Origin of the sequence: Solibacillus sp. FSL K6-1554, from assembly GCF_038005185.1 — a bacterium.
In the GTDB taxonomy this organism is placed as follows: Bacteria; Bacillota; Bacilli; order Bacillales_A; family Planococcaceae; genus Solibacillus; species Solibacillus silvestris.
On sequence record NZ_JBBOSS010000001.1, the window covers coordinates 1,239,296 to 1,262,550 of the forward strand.

The following is a 23,255-nucleotide window of genomic DNA, read 5'->3' on the forward strand; positions in this document are numbered from 1 at the left end:
ATTTTACTCTTCATCTTTTTTTGTGTAAATATAGCAGGTAATTACTATTTTCCAAGAATAATGGTATTGCTTTTTACCGATGTTGTTTATTCGTGAATTATTTACAATATGATGTAGCATATAAATACAGATTTGGAGCGAAACGATGTCAAATCCAAAAAAACAAATTATTATGAATGAAATCACGTTCTGGAAACAAAATAAAATGTTACCAGAACATTATTGCGATTTTTTGATGTCCCTTTATTCGGAAGGAAATCATCAAGAAGAGATTGAAGGAAAGTCAAAAAATGCCGTCATAAATGTCGAAAAACGAAAAAACCGCAATCTATCGATGTTCTTTCCAATCAGTGCATTTGTTATGTTGTTGCTACTGTTTACAATGCAGTTCGAATGGGTTGTCATTGCTGTTGCCGCAGTTTTTGCAACAGGCTGTCTGATCGGGGCTATCTATTTTGCAAAAAGAAACCATCTGATGGCAGTGATGCTGCAGCTGGCGACCGCTTTAGCGATTTTAGGTGTAACATTGAAAGTGAGTACAACATATTTTGCCGGCAATAATGAAATGCTTTATATCATCCTTATTGTGAACTGTTTATTCTGGCTGTTAAGCGGTGTCATGCTGAAAATTATTTATTTTACGATCTCAGGCGTTCTTGGGTTAATTGCCATTATTAGTGCATGGATTTATTTCCTGTAGGAAGATCAAAATAATACATAAACTTATACTATTCTTTTAAGCTATGCAGAAGAAATGAAACTTTTCTGCATGGCTTTTTTGTATTGATTTACAAAATACTCTGCAAAATACATATATTTTCTGTAAAAATACATATTTTTAGATTACAATAGAATTGAAATGAAATAGGCTGAGAGGATGAATGGTATGCATTTTGATTTAACAACTGAGCAAGCGATGTTACAAAAGATGATACGTGAGTTTTCGGATGAAGTAGTGGCACCAGGAGCAATCGAGCGTGATAAAACGAAAGCCTTCCCAGTAGAAATTTTTAAAGAACTATCCAATATGGGCATTATGGGTCTGCCATTTCCAGAACAATATGGCGGGGCGGGTGCAGATACAATCAGCTTTGCGATTGTTACCGAAGAGTTGAGCCGTACATGTGCTTCGACAGGAATTACATATTCGGCACATATTTCATTAGGCGGTGCACCATTGCATTTATTCGGTACAGAAGCGCAGAAGGAAAAATACTTAACGCCGATCTGTACAGGTGAATCATTCGGCGCATTCGGTTTAACAGAGCCTAATGCCGGTTCTGATGCAGGTGGGACAGAAACTACCGCTGTGTTGGATAATGGAGAATTTGTCATTAACGGGTCGAAAGTTTTTATTACAAATGCAAGTTATGCCAAACATTTAGCGTTAACAGCTATTACAAATCGAGATGGAAACAAAAAAGAAATCAGCGCCATAATTGTACCGACTGATGCAAAAGGGTTTACGATTAAGTCGGAATACGAAAAAATGGGCTTAAATGCTTCGAATACAACGGAATTGATTTTAGAAAATGTCCGCGTTCCGGAAGAGAATTTACTAGGAGTCCGGGGGAATGGCTTTAAACAATTTTTAACGACGCTTGACGGAGGCCGGATCGGTATTGCGGCAATGGCAGTTGGAATTGCACAAGGCGCATTAAATAAAGCTGTTCAATATGCAAAAGAACGTAAGCAATTCGGAAAGGCACTGGCAGATTTTCAGGCAACGCAGTTTAAATTGGCTGATATGGAGGTAAAAATACAATTAGCGCGGACATTTGTGTATAAAGCGGCATGGTTGAAGGATCAGGGGCGTCCATTCGGCAAAGAGGCTGCTATCGCCAAATACTACGCTTCCGAGATGGCAATGGAAGTTTGCGATGAAGCCATTCAAATTCATGGCGGCTACGGCTATATGAAAGAATATGAAGTGGAACGCTTTTTACGGGATGCAAAACTGTTGGAAATTGGGGAAGGTACGTCTGAAGTACAGAAAATGGTAATTGCAAGACATATATTATGATAGAAATAGCAAATTGGTAAAATTGTTACAAAGCTAGTAAAACTTGTCCGTAAACTCTTTCGGTTTTCCATAGAATCAAGTACAATTAATATTGTTTACTAGGCTAATGTCTAGCATGAAATAGAATATTTAATGAGGGAGGGGAACGCAATGAGAAACAATCCACTTATTCCTTACGTACTTATCATGGCATTCGGTATCGGACTAATTTTCTTCATGTCATTTGAGGGTGCAGCTGATAAAAACAGTGCGGACGGCGAACATTCAGGGGAAACTGCTGAATTAAATGGTGAAGATATTGCTCAAAAGAACTGTATTTCGTGCCACGGTGGTGATTTAACTGGTGGTGGAGGTCCTTCAATCGTTGGATTAGATGCTGAGCATATTAAAGACTTCGCATTAAATGGTTCGGATAACGGCATGATGCCGCCAGTTCTTAAAAACGAAGCGGAAGCAGATGCGGTAGCTGAGTATATTTCAGGTTTATAATGAATAATCAAGTGCAGAAATGGAGTAATCCTGTTCTGCACTTTTTTGTATTCTGGAAAGAGACGTTTTTGTGAAAGTTCTATATAATAGGGGTAGTTTGTGATATAGAAAAGAGGATATATAAATATGAACGCACAAAAACTTTCAAAACGACTGGAAACGGTCGCTTCATTTGTACCGACAGGAGCAATTGTAGCGGATATCGGAAGTGACCATGCCTACCTGCCATGTTATTTAGTGCATAAAGGTATTGCTGCACGTGCAGTAGCGGGTGAGGTTGTAAAAGGACCTTATGAATCAGCTGTAAAACAGGTTCGCACTGAAGGCTTAACAGATAAAATTACAGTACGCATGGCAGATGGTCTGGCGGCTGTTGAAGAAGCGGATGAAATTACAGCCGTTACAATTGCAGGGATGGGCGGACCATTGATCGTGTCCATTTTAGAAAAGCATCCACAAGCTTTAAAATCGGTAACCCGTTTAATTTTACAGCCGAATATTCATGCAAAGGCCATCCGTGAATGGGCCATGGAAAATGGCTGGGCAATCCAGGATGAGGTCATTTTAGAAGAGGATGGGAAAATTTATGAGGTCCTTGTATTACAGCGCGGTGAAATGAAATTAAACGAAGCGCAAACTTTGCTTGGACCGAAGCTGATGGAAACAAAAGTACCTGTTTTCATTGAAAAGTGGTCACGTGAAATCGCGAATTGGCAACGTGTTCAACAAGCAATTTCAGAAGCGGAAAAAACACCTGATAATCAGGAAAAATATGAACAACTTACACATTACATTAAAATGGTACAGGAGGCGATTGCGTGAAATCCGTAAATGGCAACGAGATTATCCAAGTATTTGAATCATGGTCACCTAAAAAATATGCATGCATGCCGAATGATCCGATCGGCTTGGCCATTGGTACGTTAAATAAGCCTGTCACAAAAGTGCTTGTAACACTTGACGTGACAAATGAAGTCGTAGATGAAGCGATCTACAACGGCTGTGAGCTTATTATTGCCCATCATCCGCCGATCTTTATGAAGCTCTCAAACTTGCGTACAGATAATCCGAAAGGGGCACTGTATGAAAAGTGTCTGAAAAATGATATCGCAGTATATGCAGCGCACACGAATCTCGATGTAGCGCCGGGCGGGGTCAATGATTTACTGGCAGATGCTTTGCAACTGGAAAACCGCAAAATTCTGGAAGTGTCGTTCGAAGAAAAAATGATGAAGCTAGCCGTATTCGTTCCTGTGGATGATGCAGATGCTTTGCGTGATGTGCTGGCTAAAGCCGGAGCCGGTCGTTTAGGCCATTATGAGGCATGCAGCTATACACTGGAAGGTAAAGGCCGTTTTCGTGCAACAGAAGGAGCAGATCCGGCTGTAGGAGAGATCGGTGAGCTTCACATCGAGGAAGAGGAAAAAGTGGAAGTCGTGTTCCCGCAATCGATGAAAAATAAAATATTAAAGGCGATGCTAAACAATCACCCGTACGAAGAGCCTGCATATGATCTGTTTACGATGGATGTTGATACGAATGCACAAGGACTTGGTCGAATCGGTAAGTTAAAACAACCAATGACATTACGGGAATTTGCCCAATTCGTGAAGGTTCAGTTGGACGTGCCTTGTCTGCGTGCTGTTGGACCTTTGGACCGTGTTGTCCAGAAGGTTGCAGTTGTTGGAGGAGACGGCAATAAATATATTCGTGCTGCAAAATTTGCGGGGGCTGATGTATTTGTAACAGGAGATATTGGCTTCCATATGGCGCAGGATGCAGAAGTGGAAGGCTTAAGCATTATCGATCCAGGTCACCATGTCGAAAAGGTCATGATTAAAGGTGTGGCAGAAAAAATGGCTTCTTTATGTGCGGATCAAAAATTGCCTGTTGAATTTATCCAATCCAAAATCAATACAGAACCGTTTCAGTTTATTTAATCAGGAACAACAAAAAATCTCAATTTTCTCCGGTAGAAGAAAATTGAGATTTTTTAGGTTCGCTTATTTGGCGTTAGTAAGGCATAATTTTTTCAACTGGTTTTGGAGCTTTAATTTTCGGTAAAATTTTGTCCAAAGTTACGGAGCGTACAATTTCATGTGTTGCAGGATCATTTTTGTCGAACTTCTCCAAGAATGAAATGACTTCCTTAACGATTGGTGTCGGTGTTGAAGCGCCTGCTGTTACTGCTACTGTTTCAACGTTTTCCAGCCATTCAATTTGCAGCTCTGAAATATCCGAAATGCGGTAAGATGGTGTTCCGGCAATCTCTACTGATACTTGTGTTAAACGGTTCGAGTTGTTCGATTTTGGATCGCCTACAACGATTAATAAATCGGAAGCACCGGCCTGTTCAGCTACTGCTTCTTGACGGACTTGTGTCGCCAGGCAAATTTCTTTATGCACTTCGACATGAGGGAATTTTTCTTTTAAACTATCCATCAGAAAAGCGACATCCCATTGGCTCATTGTTGTTTGGTTTGTTACGAGAATTTTTTCATTTTCAAAAGCAAGATTATCGATATCGTTCATCGATTGAACTAGGTGAACATGGTCTGGTGCAACACCGATTGCGCCTTCCGGTTCAGGATGTCCCTTTTTACCGATATAAATAATATCGTAGCCTTCTGCTGTTTTTTCGCGGATTAAGTCATGTGTCACCGTAACGTCCGGGCAAGTCGCGTCAATTGATACGAGTCCTTTACGTTTCGCGATTTCACGGATTTCAGGTGATACACCGTGTGCCGTGAAAATAACTGTGCCTTGCTCTACCTGTTCAATTATTTCTTTACGGTTGTCGCCATCAAGCGTAATGATGCCATCTTGTTCAAATGCATCTGTAACATGTTTATTGTGTACAATCATACCTAAAATGTAGATTGGTCTTGGTAATGTAGGATCAAGTGCGGCATTGCGTGCAATGACCATAGCGTCTACTACCCCATAGCAGTATCCACGCGGATTAATTTTAACAACTTTCATTTATACGTAACTCCTTTCAAAGCCCTGTAATTTCATTATATAGGACGTGTATGCTTTATTCAAAGTTCGCTTACTGAAATCTCTAGTAAATTCGATGGAAATGTCGCGAGATCGCGAAGTATTCGCATAAGTACAGAATTTTGTGAACGTTTGCTATAATAGCAGAAATAAATAAAACGTAAAGTGGGGAAATGGGATGGCGTTTTCTTTTTTTAGGAGGAATAAATCAGTAACTTTAAAAAATCAGGTGGAGTTTTGCATGACGAATTTATCGCTCGGCGCAGCAGATGTATATGATGTGCTGCTGGAGCGGGAAGATATTGAATTAACGGAATCCGGCTGTACTTCAAACTGTGAAATTTGCGAATGTCATCTATTTGCGATTGTAAATGGTGAACTGATCAAAGCAGAAGATGCCGAAACACTCTTACAAAATGTGGTGAATGAGCTGAAAGAAAATTCAGTTTTGTTTTAAACTACATAGCCGGGGAAAAAATATTACATAAATAGTTTTATGTGAACGGAACAATCGAAAACTTTTCACTAAAACTTTATAACAATATTTCAATAGAGGAGTGTTTCTTTCATGACAAACGTTGAAAATAAACAAGTTGGCGGTACACCCGCACAAACTCAGCCATCACAACCTGGAATCGAAAGCAAAATGAACCCATTACCAACACAGCCTTATGAATATTCGGGAAGCGATAAGTTAAAAGGCAAAGTGGCAATTATTACGGGCGGTGATTCAGGAATTGGCCGAGCGGTTGCCATTGCCTACGCAAAAGAAGGTGCAAATCTTGTTATAAACTATTTGGAAAAAGAGCAATCCGATGCAGAAGAAACGAAACAACTGGTTGAAAAAGAAGGCGTTCAGGCGATTCTTGTTGAAGGGGATATCGGTGATTATGAAACAAGTAAAAAACTTGTAAAGACAGCACTTGACCATTTCCAGCAAATTAATATTGTCGTAAATAATGCAGCGGTACAATATCCTGTCGATTCATTTTTAGATATTACGGTCGAACAATGGGACAAAACATTCCGTACAAATTTGGATGGTATTTTTTATTTATGCAAAGAAGCTGTTCCGCATTTGGGGCAGGGAGATTCTATTATATGTACGACATCGGTCAATGCCTACCGAGGCCATTCGATTTTAATTGATTATACATCGACAAAAGGTGCGATTGTAGGCTTTGTCAGAAGTTTAGCACAAAATATAGCTGATCGAGGAATCCGCGTAAATATGGTCGCACCAGGACCGATTTGGACACCATTAATTCCTTCTACATTCGATGCGGATCAAGTAGCGGAATTCGGTACTGAAACACCATTAAAACGCCCAGGACAGCCGAGTGAGCTTGCTGGAGCATATGTGCTGCTGGCATCCCAAGACGGAACATATATTACCGGCCAATGTATCCATGTAAATGGCGGCGGCACTATGTGTTCATAAGCATGATCCAAGGAGTATATTGATTCAGTAAGTATACACGGTTAAAAATAGAAAGCTACTCCATTACGCATATGAGAGGACTCGTAATAGAAACGAATCTGCACTCATTTGCTTGGGGGTAGCTTTTATTTTGTTATTCAAATGGAGGCTGAAATATTTTCGGTAATGATGGTTTTGTCGTAATTTTCTCCTCAACTGGCTCCTGTTCTCGCCGGTTGCCTCGTGGATTTCCTCTTTCTCTCACTCTTTCTCTCTCTCTTGGCCGTTCCTGCGGCATTGAAACAGTAGAAGACTCCAGCGGGTCGGAAGTTTCTTTAAATCCTTTATATAAACGCCATAAAGCGGGCAGATTTTTAAACATTGGGGCTGCCTGCTGAATATATGGTGTGAACTTTTGGGCATTACTAAATAAAGAGTTTGCTCCTGATAAAAACCCTTCGAGCTTCGGTGCACCTGCTGCACCTTGCACAGCTGCCTGAGGTGAAATTGGCATTTGGTTCATAAATTGACCAGCTCCAGGAATAGCTCCTATTCCAGGAATCGGACCTCCTCCTGGACTCGGGCCTCGCATCATGTATGGTGCATACATTGGAAAACGTGGTGCAACCGGCATTTGATTCATCATTCCTTGAGGTGGAAAGTAATAAGGTGGGCGCATAATAAACTCCTTTCTAAAAATGGACATGATATTTCAATTTTCTTTCATAAATTCGTCCCAACAGTTTGACGTTGAAACTATTTACCGTTATGATATGCAGATGGTCACTTAAATGTACGAATTATGGTACAATAGGAAAGATGTAAGGAGGTACGTGAATGTCAAAATATACTGATTATCAATTCAAGCCATTTTTGCAGGACGCCATTGCAAAGCTTGGATTTACAGAGCCGACACCCATTCAAAAAGAAATGATTCCACTCGTATTAAAAGGTAAGAGTGCAATCGGACAAGCTCATACAGGAACAGGAAAAACACATAGTTTTTTATTGCCGATCGTAGAGCGTATTGTAGAAGAAAAACAAGAAGTACAGGCGGTTATCACGTCGCCGACACGAGAACTGGCACAACAAATTTTTGATGCGTTAAACCAGCTTGTTGAAGGAACGGAAATTTCAACAAAATTATTTATCGGCGGTACGGACAAACAACGTACAATCGACCGATTAAAAACACAGCCTCAAATCGTTGTAGGTACACCGGGTCGTATTAAAGATTTGGTGAAAGAAAATGCATTGCTTGTTCACACTGCGCCGATTTTAGTTGTCGATGAAGCAGATCTGGCATTTGACATGGGCTTCATTGAAGATATTGACGGCTTTGCGTCGCATATGCCTGAAAAGCTTGAAATGTTCGTGTTCTCAGCGACAATTCCAGAAAAATTAAAACCATTCTTAAAGAAATACATGGATTCACCGATCCATATTCATATGAATGATAAACGTCCGGTGGCGGAAGGCATTGACTTTGTATTAGTACCTGTACGTTCGAAGGCACGTAATACACGTTTACTTGAAGTAATTAAGGGAATCAATCCATTCCTTGCTGTTATTTTCTGTAACACACGTAAAAATGCAGAATCGGTAGCGAGCTTTTTAGCAGAACAAGGTATCCGTGCAGGACAAATCCACGGAGATTTAAGTCCGCGTGACCGTAAAAAAATGATGAAGCAAGTACGTGATCTTGAGTTCCAATATATCGTAGCAACAGATTTAGCTGCACGTGGTATTGATATTCAAGGGATTTCGCATGTTATCAACTATGAAATTCCGGAAGATCTTGAGTTCTTCATTCACCGTGTTGGTCGTACAGCACGTGCCGGCTCAAAAGGAACAGCGATTACGTTATTCCAGCCGGAAGATGAGGATGCAGTAGTACGCATCGAAAAAATGGGGATTCCATTTGTACAAAAAGATATTAAAAATGGCGAATGGTCTGACTTAAAAGACCGTCACCAGCGTGCAAGCCGTAAAGGTGAGCGTAAAGAAGATGAAATCGATGCAAAAGCCAAAGCCCTAGTACGTAAGCCGAAGAAAGTTAAACCAGGCTATAAACGTAATATGAAGTGGGAAATGGAAAAAGTGAAAAAACGCGAACGCCGTATTAAAGCGCGCCGCAACAATAACTAATTACACAAGGGGCTGCTTAGAATGATTTTTCTATGCAGCCTGTTTATTCGTTAAATGGAGGAAAGTAGAATGTTATTAGGTTCACATGTTTCGATGAGCGGAAAAAAAATGCTGCTAGGTGCCAGCGAAGAAGCATTAAGCTATGGTGCCAATACTTTTATGATCTATACAGGCGCACCTCAAAATACGCGCAGAAAGCCGATTGAAGAGCTGAATATTATGAAGGGCCTGCTCCATATGAAAGAGAACGGACTATCCAACATTGTTGTCCATGCACCGTATATTATCAATTTAGGGAATACGACAAAACCGGAAACTTTTGAGCTTGGCGTAAACTTTTTGCAGGAAGAAATTAAACGTACTGCTGCATTGGAGGCGACACAAATCGTACTGCATCCTGGTGCGCATGTCGGTGCAGGTGTTGATGCGGGTATTGAACGGATTGTAGAAGGTTTAAATGAAGTGCTGACACAGGACTACCCAGTACAGATCGCATTGGAAACGATGGCGGGCAAAGGCACTGAAATCGGTCGTACATTTGAAGAATTGGCACGTATTATCGATGGTGTGACAAACAATGAGCGCCTGTCGATTTGTATGGACACATGCCATATTCATGACGCCGGCTACGACGTTACAGGTGACTTTGACGGAGTGTTAAATGAATTTGATAAAGTCATCGGGTTGGATCGTTTAAAAGTACTGCACATTAATGATTCGAAAAATGTGCGCGGTGCTGGAAAAGACCGTCATGAAAATATCGGTTTTGGTGAAATCGGTTTTGAGGCAATGCACTATATTGTTCATCATCCACAGTTAATGCATTTACCGAAAATACTGGAAACACCATTTGTCGGTCCGGATGCAAAAAACAAAAAAGCGCCATATTTACATGAAATTGCGATGCTTCGCAATAGTGAATTCCAGCCAGCTCTAATTGATGCAATGCGCGAATAATAAGAATAAGAAAAACATACTTGGCACAAATTTGATGCAAAGTATGTTTTTTTGCGTTTTTTATGACATAATTTGTTATAATGAGTTAACTGTAAATTAGCAATATTCAAAAGGAGGTATCAGTTGATGAAAAAAATATTTCAGCTCGTCATTTTGTTAGCGTTATTCTTTTCATTGCCTATTCAAAGTTTCGCATCGATCAATGGTGCGGTTACAACACATTTAGGGAAAAGTAATGCAGCAGTGACGATTCGTGACGCAGAGAGCGGGAAAATCGTCTATTCCCAAAACGGGGACAAACTGATGCGACCGGCTTCCAATATGAAATTAGTTTCCGGTGCTGCAGCATTGTCGATTTTAGGCGAGGACTATCGTTTTAAAACAAATTTATATATCGATGGAATTATTGTCAACGATACATTAAATGGAAATGTTTACATAAAAGGCAGTGGCGATCCGACATTAAAAAAAGATGACTTTTTAGAGTTTGCAAAAGAATTGAAGCGCATTGGCATTCGTACAATCAATGGTCATTTAATCGGTGATGATACAGCATTTTCCGGCAGTACATTGCCACCGGGTGTTCTAAAGTCGGATGAGACGTATTACTTCGGTGCGCGTACTGCTGCGATTACGATGTCACAAAACAATGACTTTGATGCGAGTACGGTCATTATTACTGCAAAGCCTGGTAAAGTTGGAGCAAAACCGACCTATTCGATTGAACCGAATTTAAGCGGTATGGTCATTTCCAACCAAGCAAAAACAGTTAGTAAAGGAAGTCGTAATACAATAACAATCGAGCGTGCCTACAATACAAACCGTATTATCATTTCCGGAAACCTGCCACAAGGGAGCAGTAAGAAGGAATGGGTAACATTGCAGGACCCGTCGAAAAACACAATGCAGGCAATTAAGCAGACGCTGCAAGGGACAGGTTTAAAATTTGTGAAGAGTTCGAAAGTGGAATTAGGAAAAGTTCCGCAAAAGGCAACATTGCTTTACACGAATGAATCACGCACGTTGGCAGCCATTTTTCCGGCATTTATGAAGCTGAGCAACAACAGTATTGCCGATATTCTTGTAAAGGCAATGGGTAAGCAGCAGCTAGGTGAAGGCAGTACGAACAAAGGTGCCACGTTACTGAAAAAATACAGTGCTTCATTGGATATTCCTGTGAACAACTGGCGTTTTGCAGATGGTTCTGGATTGTCCAATTCAAACCGTGTAACGTCAAACGGACTTTCGCAGCTATTGTACAAAGTTCAAAAAGAATCTTATTTCGGTACATTTTTTGATTCGTTGCCAGTCGCCGGCAATAAAGATCGCATGGTCGGCGGTACATTAAAAAGCCGTTTAACAAACAGTGCTTTGCAAAATAGAATTTATGCAAAAACAGGCTATATCCCGAATGTATATACATTATCAGGTTATATGAAAGGCCAAAGCGGAAAACAATATATCTTCTCGATCCTACTGGAAAATAAATCAAGTGGAAATGTATATATTGACCGTACAATGGCAGCGCTTGTAAAAAACTTATAGAGGGGCAAGACAGATGGAGAAATTACTTTTAACAGGATTTGAACCGTTTTTATCAAATCCGATCAACCCTACAATGGAAGTGGTACAGGCACTGAACGGAAAATCAATCGGTCAGTATGAAATTGTTGGCCATGTATTGTCTGTCGATTTTGCAAAAGCACCGGAACAGTTTTTGGCACTGGTCGAAGAAGTGAAGCCGACGATTATTGTTTCATTAGGCTTAGCGGCGGGCATTACGAAAATTTCTCCGGAACGTGTTGCATTGAATGTAAAAGATGGGGAAAAGGACAATGCAGGGAATGCATTTGAGGATGCACCGATCAAAGGAGATGGGGATGTTGCGTATTTGTCGACATTGCCGATACGTAAAATTGTCAACCGTTTAAATTCTGCAGGTTATCCGACAGCAATATCCAATTCTGCCGGAACATATTTATGTAATAATATAATGTATGAAGGTTTGTACTACGCTGCAAAGAATGAAGCAATCCGAGCTGCAGGATTTATTCATATACCTGCATCATTCGAGCTGGCGATCGAGCACGGCCGGATTCCGGGCTGGTCAATGCGTGATTTAACAGCGGCCATTGAACTGGCACTCGATGTATGTGTAGGTAAGAATGCTGGATAAGGCATTTAAATTAATCGGAAAATAATAAGACAAAAAAATCAGCCGTGTTGCGGCTGATTTTTGTTTTTAAAAGATTGGAAAGTAATTTACGGAGCAGGTAGCATTACAAAAAAATGTGTTCTGAAAAACCGTCTAAATTACAAACCGACTAACTTCATTAATTTTTTATAACGTCTATCCCCAAGCAGCTTCTGAATTTTTTTTAAAACTTCTTTTGGAACGCCGGTAAGAGCCCAGCTGATATTGGCATGCTTCAGAATTTTTTGCAGCTTCTGAACTTCTTCTATGCTCAATTCAAGTCCCTGCTGTTTGGCGAAATCCTGCAGTTGCCTGTCATTCATTCCTTTTAAGTTATCAAGCCATTGTAGCATTTGAATTATCTTCATCCTTTCAAGTTTATCCCGCATTAACGGGTAATAATTTATCTGCCTCGAAAGCGTAGCGGCAGAGCCAAGACTCCCGCCTCTAAACCTAATCAGATCGAAAAGGATAGGTGGGAGGTCAACTACCCGTAAAAGCCCGATTGGTTAAACTAACTTTCAGTGGGGGATGAAAAAAATCCCCACTGATTGAAGTTCAACCTTAATCCCTTTACATAAACAAAAAACTGCATTATACTAACTTGATGTAAATCGTAATGATTTTGAATTAGAAAGAAGCGAACGAAATGAAAAAACCATTGATAGAATTGAAGGATGTTTCCTTTCAATATGAATACACACAAGCATTGAAAAATATTTCACTACGTGTCAATGAAGGCGATTTTTTAGCATTAATTGGGCAAAACGGCTCCGGTAAATCGACACTTTTGAAATTGATTTTAGGACTGTTAAAGCCTATGTCAGGGGAAATTAAATTATTTGGCGAACAAGCAAGCCATTTTAAACACCGCGAATGGATTGGCTATGTTTCTCAAAAATCCAATGCCTTTAACTCGGGGTTTCCTGCAACGGTCGAAGAAGTCGTGAAGAGTGGTTTATCGCAAAAGGTAGGGCTGTTTAAACGCTATCCAAAAGATGCGGATATTTTAGTGAAAAGTGCTTTAAAAGATGTCGGCATGGATAAATTTCTAAAACGGAATATTGGACAGCTTTCCGGCGGGCAGCAGCAGCGTGTGTTCATTGCACGTGCTTTAGTATCCGATCCGAAGCTTCTTATTTTGGATGAACCGACAGTCGGAATTGACCGAGAAAATGTGCAGGCATTCTATGATATGCTCGCACATTTAAATAAGCATCACAATATGACGATGATTTTAGTTACACATGATGTGGACACGGTTTCGGATCGTGTCAGTCATGTAGCGTGCTTAAATCAGTCGATTCATTTCCACGGGTACAAAAATGATTTTGATACGATTTCGGAAGAACAGATTGCTAGCTGGAACGGCCACTCTGTTCGAAAGATTCACTAAGAGGAGCAGGCCGTTATGATAGAAGCAATATTAAACTATGAATTTTTGCAAAATGCCTTTTTCTCAGGGCTTGTTATTGGAGTAATTGCACCATTGCTTGGTGTATTTATCGTAGTAAGACGTTTATCGCTAATTGCGGATGCACTGTCGCATGTAACACTGGCGGGGATTGCCGGGAGCCTGTACTTGAGCCAATCGTTTGCAGCGCTGGCTTTGCTGAACCCGATTTATTTAGGGATTATCGCATCTGTAAGTGGTTCGATCTTAATTGAACGATTACGCCGACTATATAAACATTATGAAGAACTTGCGATACCAATTATTATGTCGGGCGGAATCGGTGTGAGTGCCATTTTAATATCACTTGCAAGCGGATTTAATACCGATTTAATGAGCTATTTATTTGGCTCTGTATCGGCTGTATCACGTCAGGATCTATATGTTGTGCTGGCAATTGCAGTCGTAGTTGTATTATTTTTAGTTTTATTTTTTAAAGAGCTTTTCGTATTGTCATTCGATGAGGAATATGCGAAAGCGAGCGGTTTACCTGCGAAATGGATTCATTTATTGTTCATGATCGTTGTCGCACTCGTTATCGCAGCAAGTATGCGTATTGTCGGGATTTTGCTTGTTTCAAGCTTAATGACATTGCCGGTAGCTGCAGCGATGCGTTTAGCTCGCGGTTTTAAAGAGGCGATTATTTTAGCGATTGTATTTGGAGAGCTGGCAGTAGTAATCGGACTCATTTCTGCATTTTACCTGAACTTGGCACCGGGTGGAACAATTGTTGTCACATCTATTTTGATCTTGCTATTAGTAATTTTAATCAAAAAGCTTGTTTTGAAATTCACAATTAAATCGGAAGGGGAAGAGATACTGTGAATGCAGCGCGCGCGTGGGAAATATTAAAGGATAATGGCTATAAAAAGACGGATAAACGAGAGTTGATTTTGGGTATGTTTGCAGCTACAGACAAATATTTGACTGCCCGTGATTTGTTATCAGTATTGAAAAAAGATTTCCCTGGGATGAGTTTCGATACAATTTACCGTAACCTCGCTACTTTCGTGGAGCTTGATATTCTAGAAGAAACAGAATTAAACGGTGAGCGTAACTTCCGTATGCATTGTGAGTCGGATCATCATCACCACCATTTTATTTGCCGTGATTGCGGGAATGTAAAGGAACTGTCTGTTTGCCCGATGGAAATGCTCGGTGAAAAGCTGCCGGGTTATGCTGTAGAAGCACACAAATTTGAGATTTATGGCAAATGTCCGGATTGTTTGTAAATTTCCATTGCATATTTCTGTTAATATGCTAAAGTGATTAAGACAAATTGAATAAATTTGCAGGAAAAAGATGCATTATGCATAAATGGGAATTCGGTGTAAATCCGAAGCTATTTCCGTAACTGTAAGCGTTGATGAAAATAAGTGTGAGACCACTGCTAATATAGCGGGAAGGTACTTATGAGTAAAGTGAAACGCAGAGCCAGGAGACCAATCTTTTTCTTATCGTAACATCCCTCTTCGGAATTAAAGAGAATGTACGGCAGTCACTGATCGAATGAGCATCCTTTTGCAGCACTCTTTTTTGATTTTTGAAGCCATCCATTTTCTTGGGTGGCTTTTTTTCGTACACTCGTAATTTCGTGAGGCACTACTTGAAGTGAGGAGAATTTTATGAAAAAGGATATCCGTTTTTCCTGTTATCCGTTTATGAGGGAAAAATCATGCTGCGTCGACTATGAAATCCGCACCGATTCTTTAACAACGCGAATCGGTACAGTCTTTCCGACGTTAGTTGATGATGCTTCCGGTCAGCTCGTTTTGGAAGATTTGAGGAGAATCCAACCGTTAGCTTATCATGTCAATGGTTCGGTAAGAGGTAAATTAGCCATTACATTTGAGGATTTGCAATGGCTAAGCGATCGATACGATTTTTATGTAAGTGAAGTTGGAGAAGCGATTCAGCAGTTTGTACTGCCACAAGGAATCGAAAGTGCAGCAAGACTGCATATTTGCCGCAGTGAGGCGAAAAAGTCTTACAGGGCATTACATAAAGTGAGCGAGGAAAGAGAAGTGGATGAAATTTTGTTTGATTTTCTCGGGCTGCTTGCCAATGTGTTTTTTGTCATGGCGGTCTATATGAATCAGCAGCATCAACAAGAGGAAATTCCATTTATCTCAAAATCTTATCCGACGAAAAAGAAAAAAGGGGTTACAACAAATGAAATTTAAGAACAAATGGATCGTTGCTTTAGCGGCAACATTCTTATTAGCAGCATGCGGATCAAATGATGAAAAGTCTGAAAATGATGTGAAAAAAGAAGAGCAGGCCGGTTCGAAAAGTGAAGGTGTACCGTATACAGTTGTTGATGATCGTGGTGTTGAAGTAACATTCGATGAAGTACCGGAAACGATTATTTCCCTGCAGCCTAGCAATACAGAAATTTTGTTTGAGCTGGGTGTCGGTGAACAAATTATCGGGGCAACAGAATATGATACATATCCGGAAGCCGCACAAAAAATTGAACGTGTGTCGACTTCTACTGTCATCGATGCAGAGCGAATTCTGGAATTGGATCCGGATGTCGTAGTTGCCTATACAATTGGGGAGGAAGCACAAATTGCCCAATTGGAAGATGCAGGTTTGAAAGTATTTGTAATTGCTTCGGCTGCGACATTTGATGATGTTTATACGGATATTATCCAACTGTCCGAAGTAATGGATGTAAAAGAAAAAGGCGAAGAAATTGTAGCCGACATTAAAGCACAAATCAAAACAGTACAAGAAAAAACAGCGACAATTGATACGAAGAAAAAAGCATATTATGAAGTTTCGCCAGCTCCGGATCTTTGGACTACCGGCAGCAGTACGTTCCAGCAGGAAATAATGGATCACGCCAATGTTGAAAATATTTTTGCTGATCAGACGAGCTGGATTAGTGTGACGGAAGAAGATGTCATTACTCGTAATCCTGAAATTATTATTACACCGGCAACCTATATGGAAAATGCAGTTGACGAGATTCTAGGACGCACAGGTTGGGATAAAATACAGGCAGTTTCAGAAAAGGCAGTTTATCTGGTCGATGGAGATATTATGTCCCGTCCTGGACCGCGTATTGGTGAAGCCGTTGAAATTATGGCACAATCAGTATACCCGGAACTATTTAAATAAGTATAGAATAGAAGGACATGCCTAAGTTTAGGCATGTCTTTTTCAATTAACTTCATTCAGCGGATATCGCTGAATGAAATTAATTGGCTTCCGGCGGATGTCACGACTTCGGCGATGAATTCTTTGCGCTTCAGCGCAAAGCCGAATACGGACGCAATTACGCCTCGGCGTAATTGATAAATATAAGGGGGGATACGATTGATTTTTATAACCGGTGGTGTGCGCAGCGGCAAAAGTGCTTTTGCAGAAAAATTTGCTAGGCAGTTAGGTGAAGAAAAGACGCTCTACTATGTCGCGACAGGTGTATCCTTTGATGAGGAAATGGAAAAACGAATTATCCGCCATCAGCAAGACCGCGAAAATCAGAACGCCCATTGGAACACAGTGGAAATGCAAGCACAGATTCCTGTTACGATCGAGCAGCTTTCAAATAATGATGTTGTGCTTTTTGAATGTGTGACAACATGGCTTTCGAATGTACTGTATACATATGAACAAAAAAATGAAAATAGCGAGTACATCGATAATTGTATCGAATCACTGCAAAAGCAATTGCTAACATGGCGGAAGCAAGGTGCTACAATAATAGTTGTATCAAATGAAGTGCTGGATGAACTGCCATCACAGTATGATGAGGTAAATTTGTATCGCAAATTATTAGGTGAGCTTCATCAATGGATTGTCCAAAATAGTGATGAAGCATATGAAGTACAATTTCAGCTTGTACAGCGTTGGAAGTAAGGAGGAACCAAGTTGAAAAATAGTTTGAGCGGTTTTTTGTTAGCTTGGCAATTTTTTTCGGCAGTGCCGATAAAAAAACAGCTGGATATGAATGCCAAGTCTGTTACATGGATGTATGGATTTTTACCGATTGTCGGTTTACTTATCGGGTCCATCATTAGTAGTGGTGTATTTATACTATCTCGCTATAGTGAGGTTACAGAGTTGCTGTTGGCGATTTTGATTGTGATCGGATTAATCGTTCTGACAGGTGGACTGCATTTAGACGGCTGGATCGATATGAGCGATGCGTTCTTTTCCTATGGAGAAAAGGAGAAACGGCTGGAGATATTAGATGATCCGCGAACAGGCGCATTTGGGGTACTTAGTGTTTTTGGTTTACTTGTATTAAAAATCGGCGTTATTTATGAAATGTTGACGTATGGGCAATTGGCGATTGTGCCCTATTTAATCTTTATTCCTTTTATAGCGCGAATGGGGATGCTGCTCTATTTTGTAACGATGCAGCCGGCAAAAGAAAAGGGACTCGCTGCTTATTTTAAAGGGATTGTCATTCGAAATAAGCTTGTTTTTTTAATCGTTTTTCAAAGTATTCTAGCATTTGTAAGCTGGTTTTACATTGGTGCATTCAGCTTATTTATTTTAGTTGTCGTGATGCTGGTAGCCGTTGTTTTTTACCGGAATTGGTCAAGGAAACATTTCGGCGGTGTTACAGGCGATTTGCTCGGTGCGCTCGGTGAAGGATTGGAGGTTGTCCTATGGCTCACGATATTACTGTGCATTTAATCAGGCACGAAAAAACGAAAGCAAATACAGAACGGAAATATATTGGCTGGACAGATGAACCGATCCTGAAAAAAGTGGAAGCCAAGATCGATCTACAGCCAGGTATCGTTTATGGGAGCGATTTACGGAGATGCCGTGAAACTTCACAATGTTATTTTCCGAATGCCGAATTTATCGCTACCCGAAATTTGCGTGAGCTGCATTTTGGGGACTTTGAAATGTGTACATATGAACAATTGCAGCATAAAGGAATATACCGGGCTTGGATTGATGACCCGACTAATCATCCGATCCCAAACGGGGAAACCTTTTTCCAGTTCAAGCAGCGTGTATTGAAAGGCTTTCGTGAAATTGTAAATGAAAAGAAAGAATATACGCTGATCGTACACGGAGGAGTGATTCGTTTATTACTTGCCGTTTACGGGGGGAAAGCGCAATCCTTTCAGCAAACAGTGGCCAATCATCGAACGATTTACACACTTGGCTGGAATACGATAGAGGAACTCATAGGAGGTGCGAGATGTACGTTATACTCGGAGGCGCACATAACGGTAAACGAAAATATGCAGAAAAAGTGATCGCGCAGTTACCGGAAAAAGAACTGATTATTTATGAAGGATACTTACCACAACCGGAAGAAATAAAAGAAAACGAGCGTTACATAATAAGCAATTTTGAACAGATGATTTTACCGTATCTTCATGAATCCGAAGAAAAGGTGGCACAGCAAATTTTCGGACAGATTATGCAAATTGCTGAACAGGCAGAACTGATCTGTATTTGTACAGATACGAGCCGCGGTGTTGTCCCGCTTGAAAAAGAAGCACGGCAATTAAGAGACACTTGCGGTAGGCTATACCAGAAGCTTTGCAATGAAGCACAGACGGTCATTCGTGTATGGTACGGCATACCACAAATTTTAAAAGGAGATTCTCATGAACAAAACTAAATTACGTTTAATTATTTTAACAGCATTAATTGCGGCTATTTGTGTGATTGGCAGTTTTATTAAAGTGCCGGTAGGGGTCGTGGCAACAGCTGCACTCGATTCTGCTCCTGCTTTAATTAGTGCAATCTTTCTACCGCCAGTTTTTGCAGGCGCGGCAGGAGCACTCGGGCATGTCGCGACAGGATTCACATCCGGTTTCCCGCTAGGCATTTTACATCTTTTAATTGCGGCGGAAATGTTTGTGATTGTTGCGGTCTTTGCAGCTATGCATCAAAAAGGCCTTCAAATTTTAAAATGGATATTTGTCATTATCGCAAATGGTATTATTGCACCGATTCCATTTTATTTTCTTATTTCTCCGGCATTTTACATCGGCTCGATTGCCTCATTAACAATTGCGACAGCTGTAAACTGCCTGATCGCAATACTTGTCATGCCTGTATTGAAAACAGTCGTACAGCGGGTAGGGGTTAATGTATGAGAAACTCGATAGAAGTGAACGGGTTAGTCGTTTCGATTGATAATTCGGGTTGTATCGGCACAAAAGAGCATGATATTGTACAGGTACCCAATGAAGTGACCGCCTATTTTACAGCACGTACTGCTATTTTAGAGCAGCTTTGCGCGGGTGCCATCCCGGTTCAATTATTAATGGCCAATTTCTCGGGCGATGAAGTATGGTCAGAGTATGAACAAGGGTTTAAAAGAGCATTTTCGGAAATGGGGCTGGAAATGCCTCCTTTAATGGGCTCGAGTGAAACGAATTTCCAGTCGCTTCAGTCGGCGGTCTCTCTTACGATGCTTGGAAAAAAACAATTCGAACGGAATACGGATCGTTGTGAGTTTTATGTTATCGGCGAACCGCTTGTCGGAAATGATGTGATAGAAAATCCACATAAAATTGCACATTTAAATGAGGTGTATGAAGGACTGATCAATGGCTTCATCCAAGCAATATGGCCAACAGGTTCTAAGGGAGTCGGGGCAGAAATTACACGTTTTACCGGAGAGTGTTATACAGCCGATGTCAATTTAACCGATTCTGCAGGTCCGTCATGTGCGGTTATGGCTGCTGTGAAAAAGGAACATGAAGAAACGTTCTTACATAGTATAACAGCACCTGTTAGAAAACTTATAAAAGCAAAAGAGTGATTGGGTAGAAATTTGCTCGAAAACTAATAAAACTGCTAGAATAAAATATTTTTTGACGGAAATTAAAAAATACTAAATTTTCTAAAAATAACATGGTATGATATAGTGTATCAACTTAAAATTAGTTAAGGAGCATGAGATTATGACAACATACCAAATTACAACTGAGTTATCAACAAATAGAAAAGAAAAAACACCTGCAGAACAGCTTGGTTTTGGTAAGATTTTTACTGACCATATGTTTGTTATGGATTATGAAGATGGAAAAGGATGGCATAATGCGACAATTACACCATATGCTCCGATTACATTAAGTCCTGCTGCGATGGTATTCCACTATGGACAAGCGGTATTTGAAGGTTTAAAAGCATATATGACAGAAGATGGGGAAGTCCAGTTATTTCGCCCGGACCGAAACTTCCAACGTTTAAATACTTCTAATGCACGTCTTTGCATTCCACCGATTGACGAGGATTTTGCATTAGAAGCATTAAAAGAGTTAATTCGAGTAGACCGTGAGTGGGTTCCGACATCACCAGGTACTTCTCTTTATATTCGACCATTTATTATTGCAACAGAGAGCTATTTAGGTGTAAATCCTGCGAAAAGCTATAAATTTATGATTATTATGTCACCGGTTGGCTCTTATTATAAAGAAGGCATTAATCCAGTCAAAATTTTAGTCGAACAGCAATACGTGCGTGCCGTAGTTGGCGGTACAGGTGAAGCGAAAACTGCCGGCAACTATGCTTCGAGCTTAAAAGGGTCAGAAATTGCTGCACAACAAGGCTATTCTCAAACATTATGGCTGGACGGGAAAGAAAATAAATACGTAGAAGAAGTCGGCAGTATGAACATCTTCTTTAAAATTTCAGGAAAAGTAATTACGCCTGCATTAAACGGCAGTATTTTACCAGGGATTACACGCGATTCGATGATTGAAGTATTAAAATCAAAAAATATCCCGATTGAAGAGCGAGCAATTGCCTTTGAAGAAGTTGTGGAAGCTGCTAAAAACGGCACATTGGAAGAGGCGTTCGGTACAGGAACTGCCGCTGTAATTTCGCCGGTAGGGGAGCTGAAATGGCTGGATGATGTCATTTCTGTCAACAATGGCCAAATCGGTGAAGTAACACAAATGCTTTACGATACATTAACAGGCATCCAGTACGGTAAAGTTGCCGATACATTTGGCTGGACGGTTAAAATTTAATAAAAAGAAAATACAGCATTTTCCGTTATGGAAGAATGCTGTATTTTTTATTGAACAACTTATTTTTCAAGTACTTCTTCAACTCGTGAGAAGTCTTCGCGAGGAATTATTGCCGATTTTTCAAACGCATTTTTTCCGACATATGTTTCGATTAGTTCTTTTACATCAATACCGGAAGATGCTTTTAATGTTTCCTGTAAGCCAGCCATTAAATCCGTCGCATAGCCCGTTACTTTACCAGCACCGCCGTTCGTACCGCCCCCTGTATCAACAACTGTAATCTTGTCGATATTCGAAAGTGGACTAGCAACTTGTTTTGCGTATTCCGGTAACATTTTAACAATCATATCAAGGACAGCTGCCTGACCGTACTGTTCAAACGCTTCCGCAATTTTCTCTTTCGCTTCCGCTTCCGCAAGACCACGTAGACGGATAATTTCTGCTTCAGCCGTACCTTGTGCACGCTCTGCATCTGCTTTCGCAAGACCATCTAAACGAATGCGCTCTGCTTCAGCTTGTGCCTGTGCTTCAATACGGTATTTCTCCGCATCTGCCTGCGCAAGCTCTTTACGTTTTTGTGCTTCGGCATTTTGTTCGATCGCATAACGATCAGCATCTGCCTTTTTCTTCACTTCTGAATCGTATTGCTTTTCACGACGCAGAATTTCTTTTTCTTCTAATTCGATTTGCTTTTGACGCTCAATAATTCGTACTTGCATTTCCTGTTCCGTTACTTCCTGTTTAGCACGTGCAGATTCTAATTCGTACGCCTGATCGGCACGGGCTTTTGCAATGTCCTGCTCGCGGCGGTATTCTGCCACTTTTAACTGATTATTTTTCTCGGCTTCTGCAATCTCAGTAGCACGCTCTAATTCGGCCTGTTGCGCTTCCTGAGCTGCTTGAGCACGTTTAATACGTGTTTCTTTATCTGCTTCCGCTGTTGCGATATCAGCATCACGCTTCACTTGAGCGATTCGCGGTTTACCAAGTGAATCCAGGTAACCATTTTTATCGCGCACATCTTTAATCGTAAATGATACAATGATCAAGCCCATTTTCGCTAAATCCTGAGATGCGACACGTTGCACTTCCTGCGAGAATTTATCACGGTTTTTATAGATTTCTTCTACCGTCATCGAACCTAAGATCGAACGTAAGTGACCTTCCAGTACTTCGCGTGCTTCACTTTCGCGTTCCTGTTTATCTTTTCCTAAAAATTGCTCGGCCGCTGTTGCAATTTCCGAAATTGAGCCACCGATTTTAATGATTGCTGTTCCATCTGCCATTACAGGAACACCCTGCTCTGTATAAACTTCCGGAGTCGTTACTTCTAATTTACTTGAAAGTAGACTTAATGGTTTTGCCTGCTGGAAAACCGGGAATACAAATGTACCACCACCGCGAATAATTTTAATACGATTTCCTGAATCATCGGTATGTACATTTTTGCTGCCTAAATAACTACCTGTTACGATTAATGCTTCATCCGGACCAGCTGTGCGATATTTCATAATATAGACGGCTACAAGAGCGACAATTAGAAATACAACTACCCCAACTGCTATTAAAATTCCTGATATACCTGCCAAACCTGACATAAAAAT

The 23,255-nt window shown here is 40.6% G+C and carries 27 protein-coding genes and 1 riboswitch; of the genes, 23 read left to right on the plus strand and 4 right to left on the minus strand.

The features are described from left to right. Positions 1–145 precede the first annotated feature (145 nt). The 5 genes from MHB58_RS05895 to MHB58_RS05915 all read left to right on the plus strand — a co-directional run bounded on the left by MHB58_RS05895 (position 146) and on the right by MHB58_RS05915 (position 4,452). Positions 146–700, plus strand: coding sequence for a hypothetical protein (locus MHB58_RS05895; protein WP_065217016.1), 555 nt, complete (start codon positions 146–148; stop codon positions 698–700). A gap of 186 nt (positions 701–886) precedes the next feature. Next, positions 887–2,023 (plus strand): acyl-CoA dehydrogenase family protein, encoded by a 1,137-nt coding sequence (locus MHB58_RS05900; RefSeq protein WP_008403107.1) that lies wholly within the window; start codon positions 887–889, stop codon positions 2,021–2,023. Between the two features lie 150 nt (positions 2,024–2,173). Then, positions 2,174–2,512: a c-type cytochrome gene (locus tag MHB58_RS05905; RefSeq protein ID WP_008403106.1), complete on the plus strand. Its 339-nt coding sequence runs from the start codon at positions 2,174–2,176 to the stop codon at positions 2,510–2,512. Between the two features lie 126 nt (positions 2,513–2,638). Beyond that, positions 2,639–3,334, plus strand: a complete 696-nt coding sequence (locus MHB58_RS05910; protein ID WP_008403104.1) for a tRNA (adenine(22)-N(1))-methyltransferase — start codon at positions 2,639–2,641, stop codon at positions 3,332–3,334. Continuing rightward, on the plus strand, positions 3,331–4,452 hold the full coding sequence (locus tag MHB58_RS05915; protein WP_065217015.1) for a Nif3-like dinuclear metal center hexameric protein: 1,122 nt from the start codon (positions 3,331–3,333) through the stop codon (positions 4,450–4,452). Before MHB58_RS05910 ends, MHB58_RS05915 begins: the two co-directional genes overlap by 4 nt. A gap of 73 nt (positions 4,453–4,525) precedes the next feature. Here MHB58_RS05915 and MHB58_RS05920 read toward each other — a convergent pair whose 3' ends face one another. After that, a complete protein-coding gene (locus MHB58_RS05920; RefSeq protein ID WP_014824396.1) occupies positions 4,526–5,494 on the minus strand; it encodes a 4-hydroxy-3-methylbut-2-enyl diphosphate reductase in 969 nt (322 codons plus the stop codon). Between the two features lie 196 nt (positions 5,495–5,690). Between MHB58_RS05920 and MHB58_RS05925 the strand changes: the two genes are divergently transcribed. Then, positions 5,691–5,969: a DUF1450 domain-containing protein gene (locus MHB58_RS05925; RefSeq protein WP_082990876.1), complete on the plus strand. Its 279-nt coding sequence runs from the start codon at positions 5,691–5,693 to the stop codon at positions 5,967–5,969. A gap of 111 nt (positions 5,970–6,080) precedes the next feature. Continuing rightward, a complete protein-coding gene (locus MHB58_RS05930) occupies positions 6,081–6,953 on the plus strand; it encodes an SDR family oxidoreductase (protein ID WP_014824394.1) in 873 nt (290 codons plus the stop codon). Between the two features lie 133 nt (positions 6,954–7,086). Here the strand turns inward: MHB58_RS05930 and vrrA are convergent, their stop codons facing one another. After that, on the minus strand, positions 7,087–7,611 hold the full coding sequence (gene vrrA, locus MHB58_RS05935; protein ID WP_065217013.1) for a VrrA/YqfQ family protein: 525 nt from the start codon (positions 7,609–7,611) through the stop codon (positions 7,087–7,089). Positions 7,612–7,769: 158 nt separating this feature from the next. On the opposite strand from vrrA, the gene MHB58_RS05940 reads away from it, so the two are divergent. The 4 genes from MHB58_RS05940 (at position 7,770) to MHB58_RS05955 (ending at position 12,213) form a co-directional block, all read left to right on the plus strand. Next, positions 7,770–9,080: a DEAD/DEAH box helicase gene (locus tag MHB58_RS05940; RefSeq protein ID WP_008408017.1), complete on the plus strand. Its 1,311-nt coding sequence runs from the start codon at positions 7,770–7,772 to the stop codon at positions 9,078–9,080. 69 nt (positions 9,081–9,149) lie between these two features. Beyond that, entirely contained in the window at positions 9,150–10,037 is an 888-nt protein-coding gene (locus tag MHB58_RS05945) for a deoxyribonuclease IV (protein ID WP_008408018.1), read from the plus strand. 126 nt (positions 10,038–10,163) lie between these two features. Then, positions 10,164–11,582 (plus strand): D-alanyl-D-alanine carboxypeptidase/D-alanyl-D-alanine endopeptidase, encoded by a 1,419-nt coding sequence (dacB, locus tag MHB58_RS05950; RefSeq protein WP_065217012.1) that lies wholly within the window; start codon positions 10,164–10,166, stop codon positions 11,580–11,582. 13 nt (positions 11,583–11,595) lie between these two features. Further along, positions 11,596–12,213, plus strand: coding sequence for a pyroglutamyl-peptidase I (locus MHB58_RS05955; protein ID WP_340734857.1), 618 nt, complete (start codon positions 11,596–11,598; stop codon positions 12,211–12,213). Between the two features lie 137 nt (positions 12,214–12,350). Here the strand turns inward: MHB58_RS05955 and MHB58_RS05960 are convergent, their stop codons facing one another. Next, on the minus strand, positions 12,351–12,584 hold the full coding sequence (locus tag MHB58_RS05960) for a hypothetical protein (protein ID WP_008408021.1): 234 nt from the start codon (positions 12,582–12,584) through the stop codon (positions 12,351–12,353). 296 nt (positions 12,585–12,880) lie between these two features. Here MHB58_RS05960 and MHB58_RS05965 point away from each other — a divergent pair, with 296 nt between their 5' ends. The 12 genes from MHB58_RS05965 to MHB58_RS06020 all read left to right on the plus strand — a co-directional run bounded on the left by MHB58_RS05965 (position 12,881) and on the right by MHB58_RS06020 (position 21,651). After that, the gene (locus tag MHB58_RS05965) at positions 12,881–13,627 is read left to right on the plus strand and encodes a metal ABC transporter ATP-binding protein (RefSeq protein WP_008408022.1); all 747 of its coding nucleotides are present in this window, start codon (positions 12,881–12,883) and stop codon (positions 13,625–13,627) included. A gap of 15 nt (positions 13,628–13,642) precedes the next feature. Further along, positions 13,643–14,509 carry a metal ABC transporter permease gene (locus MHB58_RS05970; RefSeq protein WP_008408024.1) on the plus strand — a complete coding sequence of 289 codons (867 nt, stop codon included), beginning with the start codon at positions 13,643–13,645 and terminating at the stop codon, positions 14,507–14,509. Continuing rightward, positions 14,506–14,916 carry a Fur family transcriptional regulator gene (locus tag MHB58_RS05975; RefSeq protein ID WP_014824390.1) on the plus strand — a complete coding sequence of 137 codons (411 nt, stop codon included), beginning with the start codon at positions 14,506–14,508 and terminating at the stop codon, positions 14,914–14,916. Before MHB58_RS05970 ends, MHB58_RS05975 begins: the two co-directional genes overlap by 4 nt. A 51-nt stretch (positions 14,917–14,967) precedes the next feature. After that, a riboswitch (cobalamin riboswitch) is annotated at positions 14,968–15,149 on the plus strand. 160 nt (positions 15,150–15,309) lie between these two features. Next, positions 15,310–15,867 (plus strand): hypothetical protein, encoded by a 558-nt coding sequence (locus MHB58_RS05980; protein ID WP_339264061.1) that lies wholly within the window; start codon positions 15,310–15,312, stop codon positions 15,865–15,867. Then, positions 15,857–16,810: an ABC transporter substrate-binding protein gene (locus MHB58_RS05985; protein WP_339264062.1), complete on the plus strand. Its 954-nt coding sequence runs from the start codon at positions 15,857–15,859 to the stop codon at positions 16,808–16,810. Before MHB58_RS05980 ends, MHB58_RS05985 begins: the two co-directional genes overlap by 11 nt. A 198-nt stretch (positions 16,811–17,008) precedes the next feature. Then, a complete protein-coding gene (locus MHB58_RS05990; protein WP_340734858.1) occupies positions 17,009–17,551 on the plus strand; it encodes a bifunctional adenosylcobinamide kinase/adenosylcobinamide-phosphate guanylyltransferase in 543 nt (180 codons plus the stop codon). A gap of 12 nt (positions 17,552–17,563) precedes the next feature. Next, positions 17,564–18,337, plus strand: coding sequence for an adenosylcobinamide-GDP ribazoletransferase (gene cobS, locus MHB58_RS05995; RefSeq protein WP_340734859.1), 774 nt, complete (start codon positions 17,564–17,566; stop codon positions 18,335–18,337). Continuing rightward, positions 18,310–18,915 (plus strand): histidine phosphatase family protein, encoded by a 606-nt coding sequence (locus MHB58_RS06000; protein WP_340734860.1) that lies wholly within the window; start codon positions 18,310–18,312, stop codon positions 18,913–18,915. The genes cobS and MHB58_RS06000 overlap by 28 nt, the downstream gene beginning before the upstream one ends. Next, complete coding sequence (locus MHB58_RS06005) at positions 18,858–19,286, plus strand: bifunctional adenosylcobinamide kinase/adenosylcobinamide-phosphate guanylyltransferase (RefSeq protein ID WP_008408033.1); 429 nt, start codon at positions 18,858–18,860, stop codon at positions 19,284–19,286. Before MHB58_RS06000 ends, MHB58_RS06005 begins: the two co-directional genes overlap by 58 nt. After that, the gene (locus tag MHB58_RS06010) at positions 19,273–19,767 is read left to right on the plus strand and encodes an ECF transporter S component (RefSeq protein WP_014824383.1); all 495 of its coding nucleotides are present in this window, start codon (positions 19,273–19,275) and stop codon (positions 19,765–19,767) included. Before MHB58_RS06005 ends, MHB58_RS06010 begins: the two co-directional genes overlap by 14 nt. Further along, the gene (locus MHB58_RS06015; RefSeq protein ID WP_340734861.1) at positions 19,764–20,438 is read left to right on the plus strand and encodes a hypothetical protein; all 675 of its coding nucleotides are present in this window, start codon (positions 19,764–19,766) and stop codon (positions 20,436–20,438) included. Before MHB58_RS06010 ends, MHB58_RS06015 begins: the two co-directional genes overlap by 4 nt. Positions 20,439–20,580: 142 nt before the next feature. Further along, positions 20,581–21,651 carry a branched-chain amino acid aminotransferase gene (locus MHB58_RS06020; protein WP_065217000.1) on the plus strand — a complete coding sequence of 357 codons (1,071 nt, stop codon included), beginning with the start codon at positions 20,581–20,583 and terminating at the stop codon, positions 21,649–21,651. A 59-nt stretch (positions 21,652–21,710) separates the two neighbouring features. Here the strand turns inward: MHB58_RS06020 and MHB58_RS06025 are convergent, their stop codons facing one another. Next, the gene (locus MHB58_RS06025; RefSeq protein ID WP_014824381.1) at positions 21,711–23,249 is read right to left on the minus strand and encodes a flotillin family protein; all 1,539 of its coding nucleotides are present in this window, start codon (positions 23,247–23,249) and stop codon (positions 21,711–21,713) included. Positions 23,250–23,255 lie beyond the last annotated feature (6 nt).

Coding starts and splice junctions, on each gene's coding strand:
- MHB58_RS05900 (WP_008403107.1), top strand. CDS start 887: ATGCATTTTGATTTAACAACTGAGCAAGCGATGTTACAAAAGATGATA.
- dacB (WP_065217012.1), top strand. CDS start 10,164: ATGAAAAAAATATTTCAGCTCGTCATTTTGTTAGCGTTATTCTTTTCA.
- MHB58_RS05980 (WP_339264061.1), top strand. CDS start 15,310: ATGAAAAAGGATATCCGTTTTTCCTGTTATCCGTTTATGAGGGAAAAA.
- MHB58_RS06010 (WP_014824383.1), top strand. CDS start 19,273: ATGAACAAAACTAAATTACGTTTAATTATTTTAACAGCATTAATTGCG.
- MHB58_RS05910 (WP_008403104.1), top strand. CDS start 2,639: ATGAACGCACAAAAACTTTCAAAACGACTGGAAACGGTCGCTTCATTT.
- MHB58_RS05960 (WP_008408021.1), bottom strand. CDS start 12,584: ATGCTACAATGGCTTGATAACTTAAAAGGAATGAATGACAGGCAACTG.
- MHB58_RS06005 (WP_008408033.1), top strand. CDS start 18,858: ATGTACGTTATACTCGGAGGCGCACATAACGGTAAACGAAAATATGCA.
- MHB58_RS05930 (WP_014824394.1), top strand. CDS start 6,081: ATGACAAACGTTGAAAATAAACAAGTTGGCGGTACACCCGCACAAACT.
- MHB58_RS05905 (WP_008403106.1), top strand. CDS start 2,174: ATGAGAAACAATCCACTTATTCCTTACGTACTTATCATGGCATTCGGT.
- MHB58_RS05970 (WP_008408024.1), top strand. CDS start 13,643: ATGATAGAAGCAATATTAAACTATGAATTTTTGCAAAATGCCTTTTTC.
- vrrA (WP_065217013.1), bottom strand. CDS start 7,611: ATGCGCCCACCTTATTACTTTCCACCTCAAGGAATGATGAATCAAATG.
- MHB58_RS05945 (WP_008408018.1), top strand. CDS start 9,150: ATGTTATTAGGTTCACATGTTTCGATGAGCGGAAAAAAAATGCTGCTA.
- MHB58_RS05985 (WP_339264062.1), top strand. CDS start 15,857: ATGAAATTTAAGAACAAATGGATCGTTGCTTTAGCGGCAACATTCTTA.
- MHB58_RS05940 (WP_008408017.1), top strand. CDS start 7,770: ATGTCAAAATATACTGATTATCAATTCAAGCCATTTTTGCAGGACGCC.
- MHB58_RS05925 (WP_082990876.1), top strand. CDS start 5,691: ATGGCGTTTTCTTTTTTTAGGAGGAATAAATCAGTAACTTTAAAAAAT.
- MHB58_RS06015 (WP_340734861.1), top strand. CDS start 19,764: ATGAGAAACTCGATAGAAGTGAACGGGTTAGTCGTTTCGATTGATAAT.
- MHB58_RS05920 (WP_014824396.1), bottom strand. CDS start 5,494: ATGAAAGTTGTTAAAATTAATCCGCGTGGATACTGCTATGGGGTAGTA.
- MHB58_RS05895 (WP_065217016.1), top strand. CDS start 146: ATGTCAAATCCAAAAAAACAAATTATTATGAATGAAATCACGTTCTGG.
- MHB58_RS05955 (WP_340734857.1), top strand. CDS start 11,596: ATGGAGAAATTACTTTTAACAGGATTTGAACCGTTTTTATCAAATCCG.
- MHB58_RS06000 (WP_340734860.1), top strand. CDS start 18,310: ATGGCTCACGATATTACTGTGCATTTAATCAGGCACGAAAAAACGAAA.
- MHB58_RS05965 (WP_008408022.1), top strand. CDS start 12,881: ATGAAAAAACCATTGATAGAATTGAAGGATGTTTCCTTTCAATATGAA.
- MHB58_RS06020 (WP_065217000.1), top strand. CDS start 20,581: ATGACAACATACCAAATTACAACTGAGTTATCAACAAATAGAAAAGAA.
- MHB58_RS06025 (WP_014824381.1), bottom strand. CDS start 23,249: ATGTCAGGTTTGGCAGGTATATCAGGAATTTTAATAGCAGTTGGGGTA.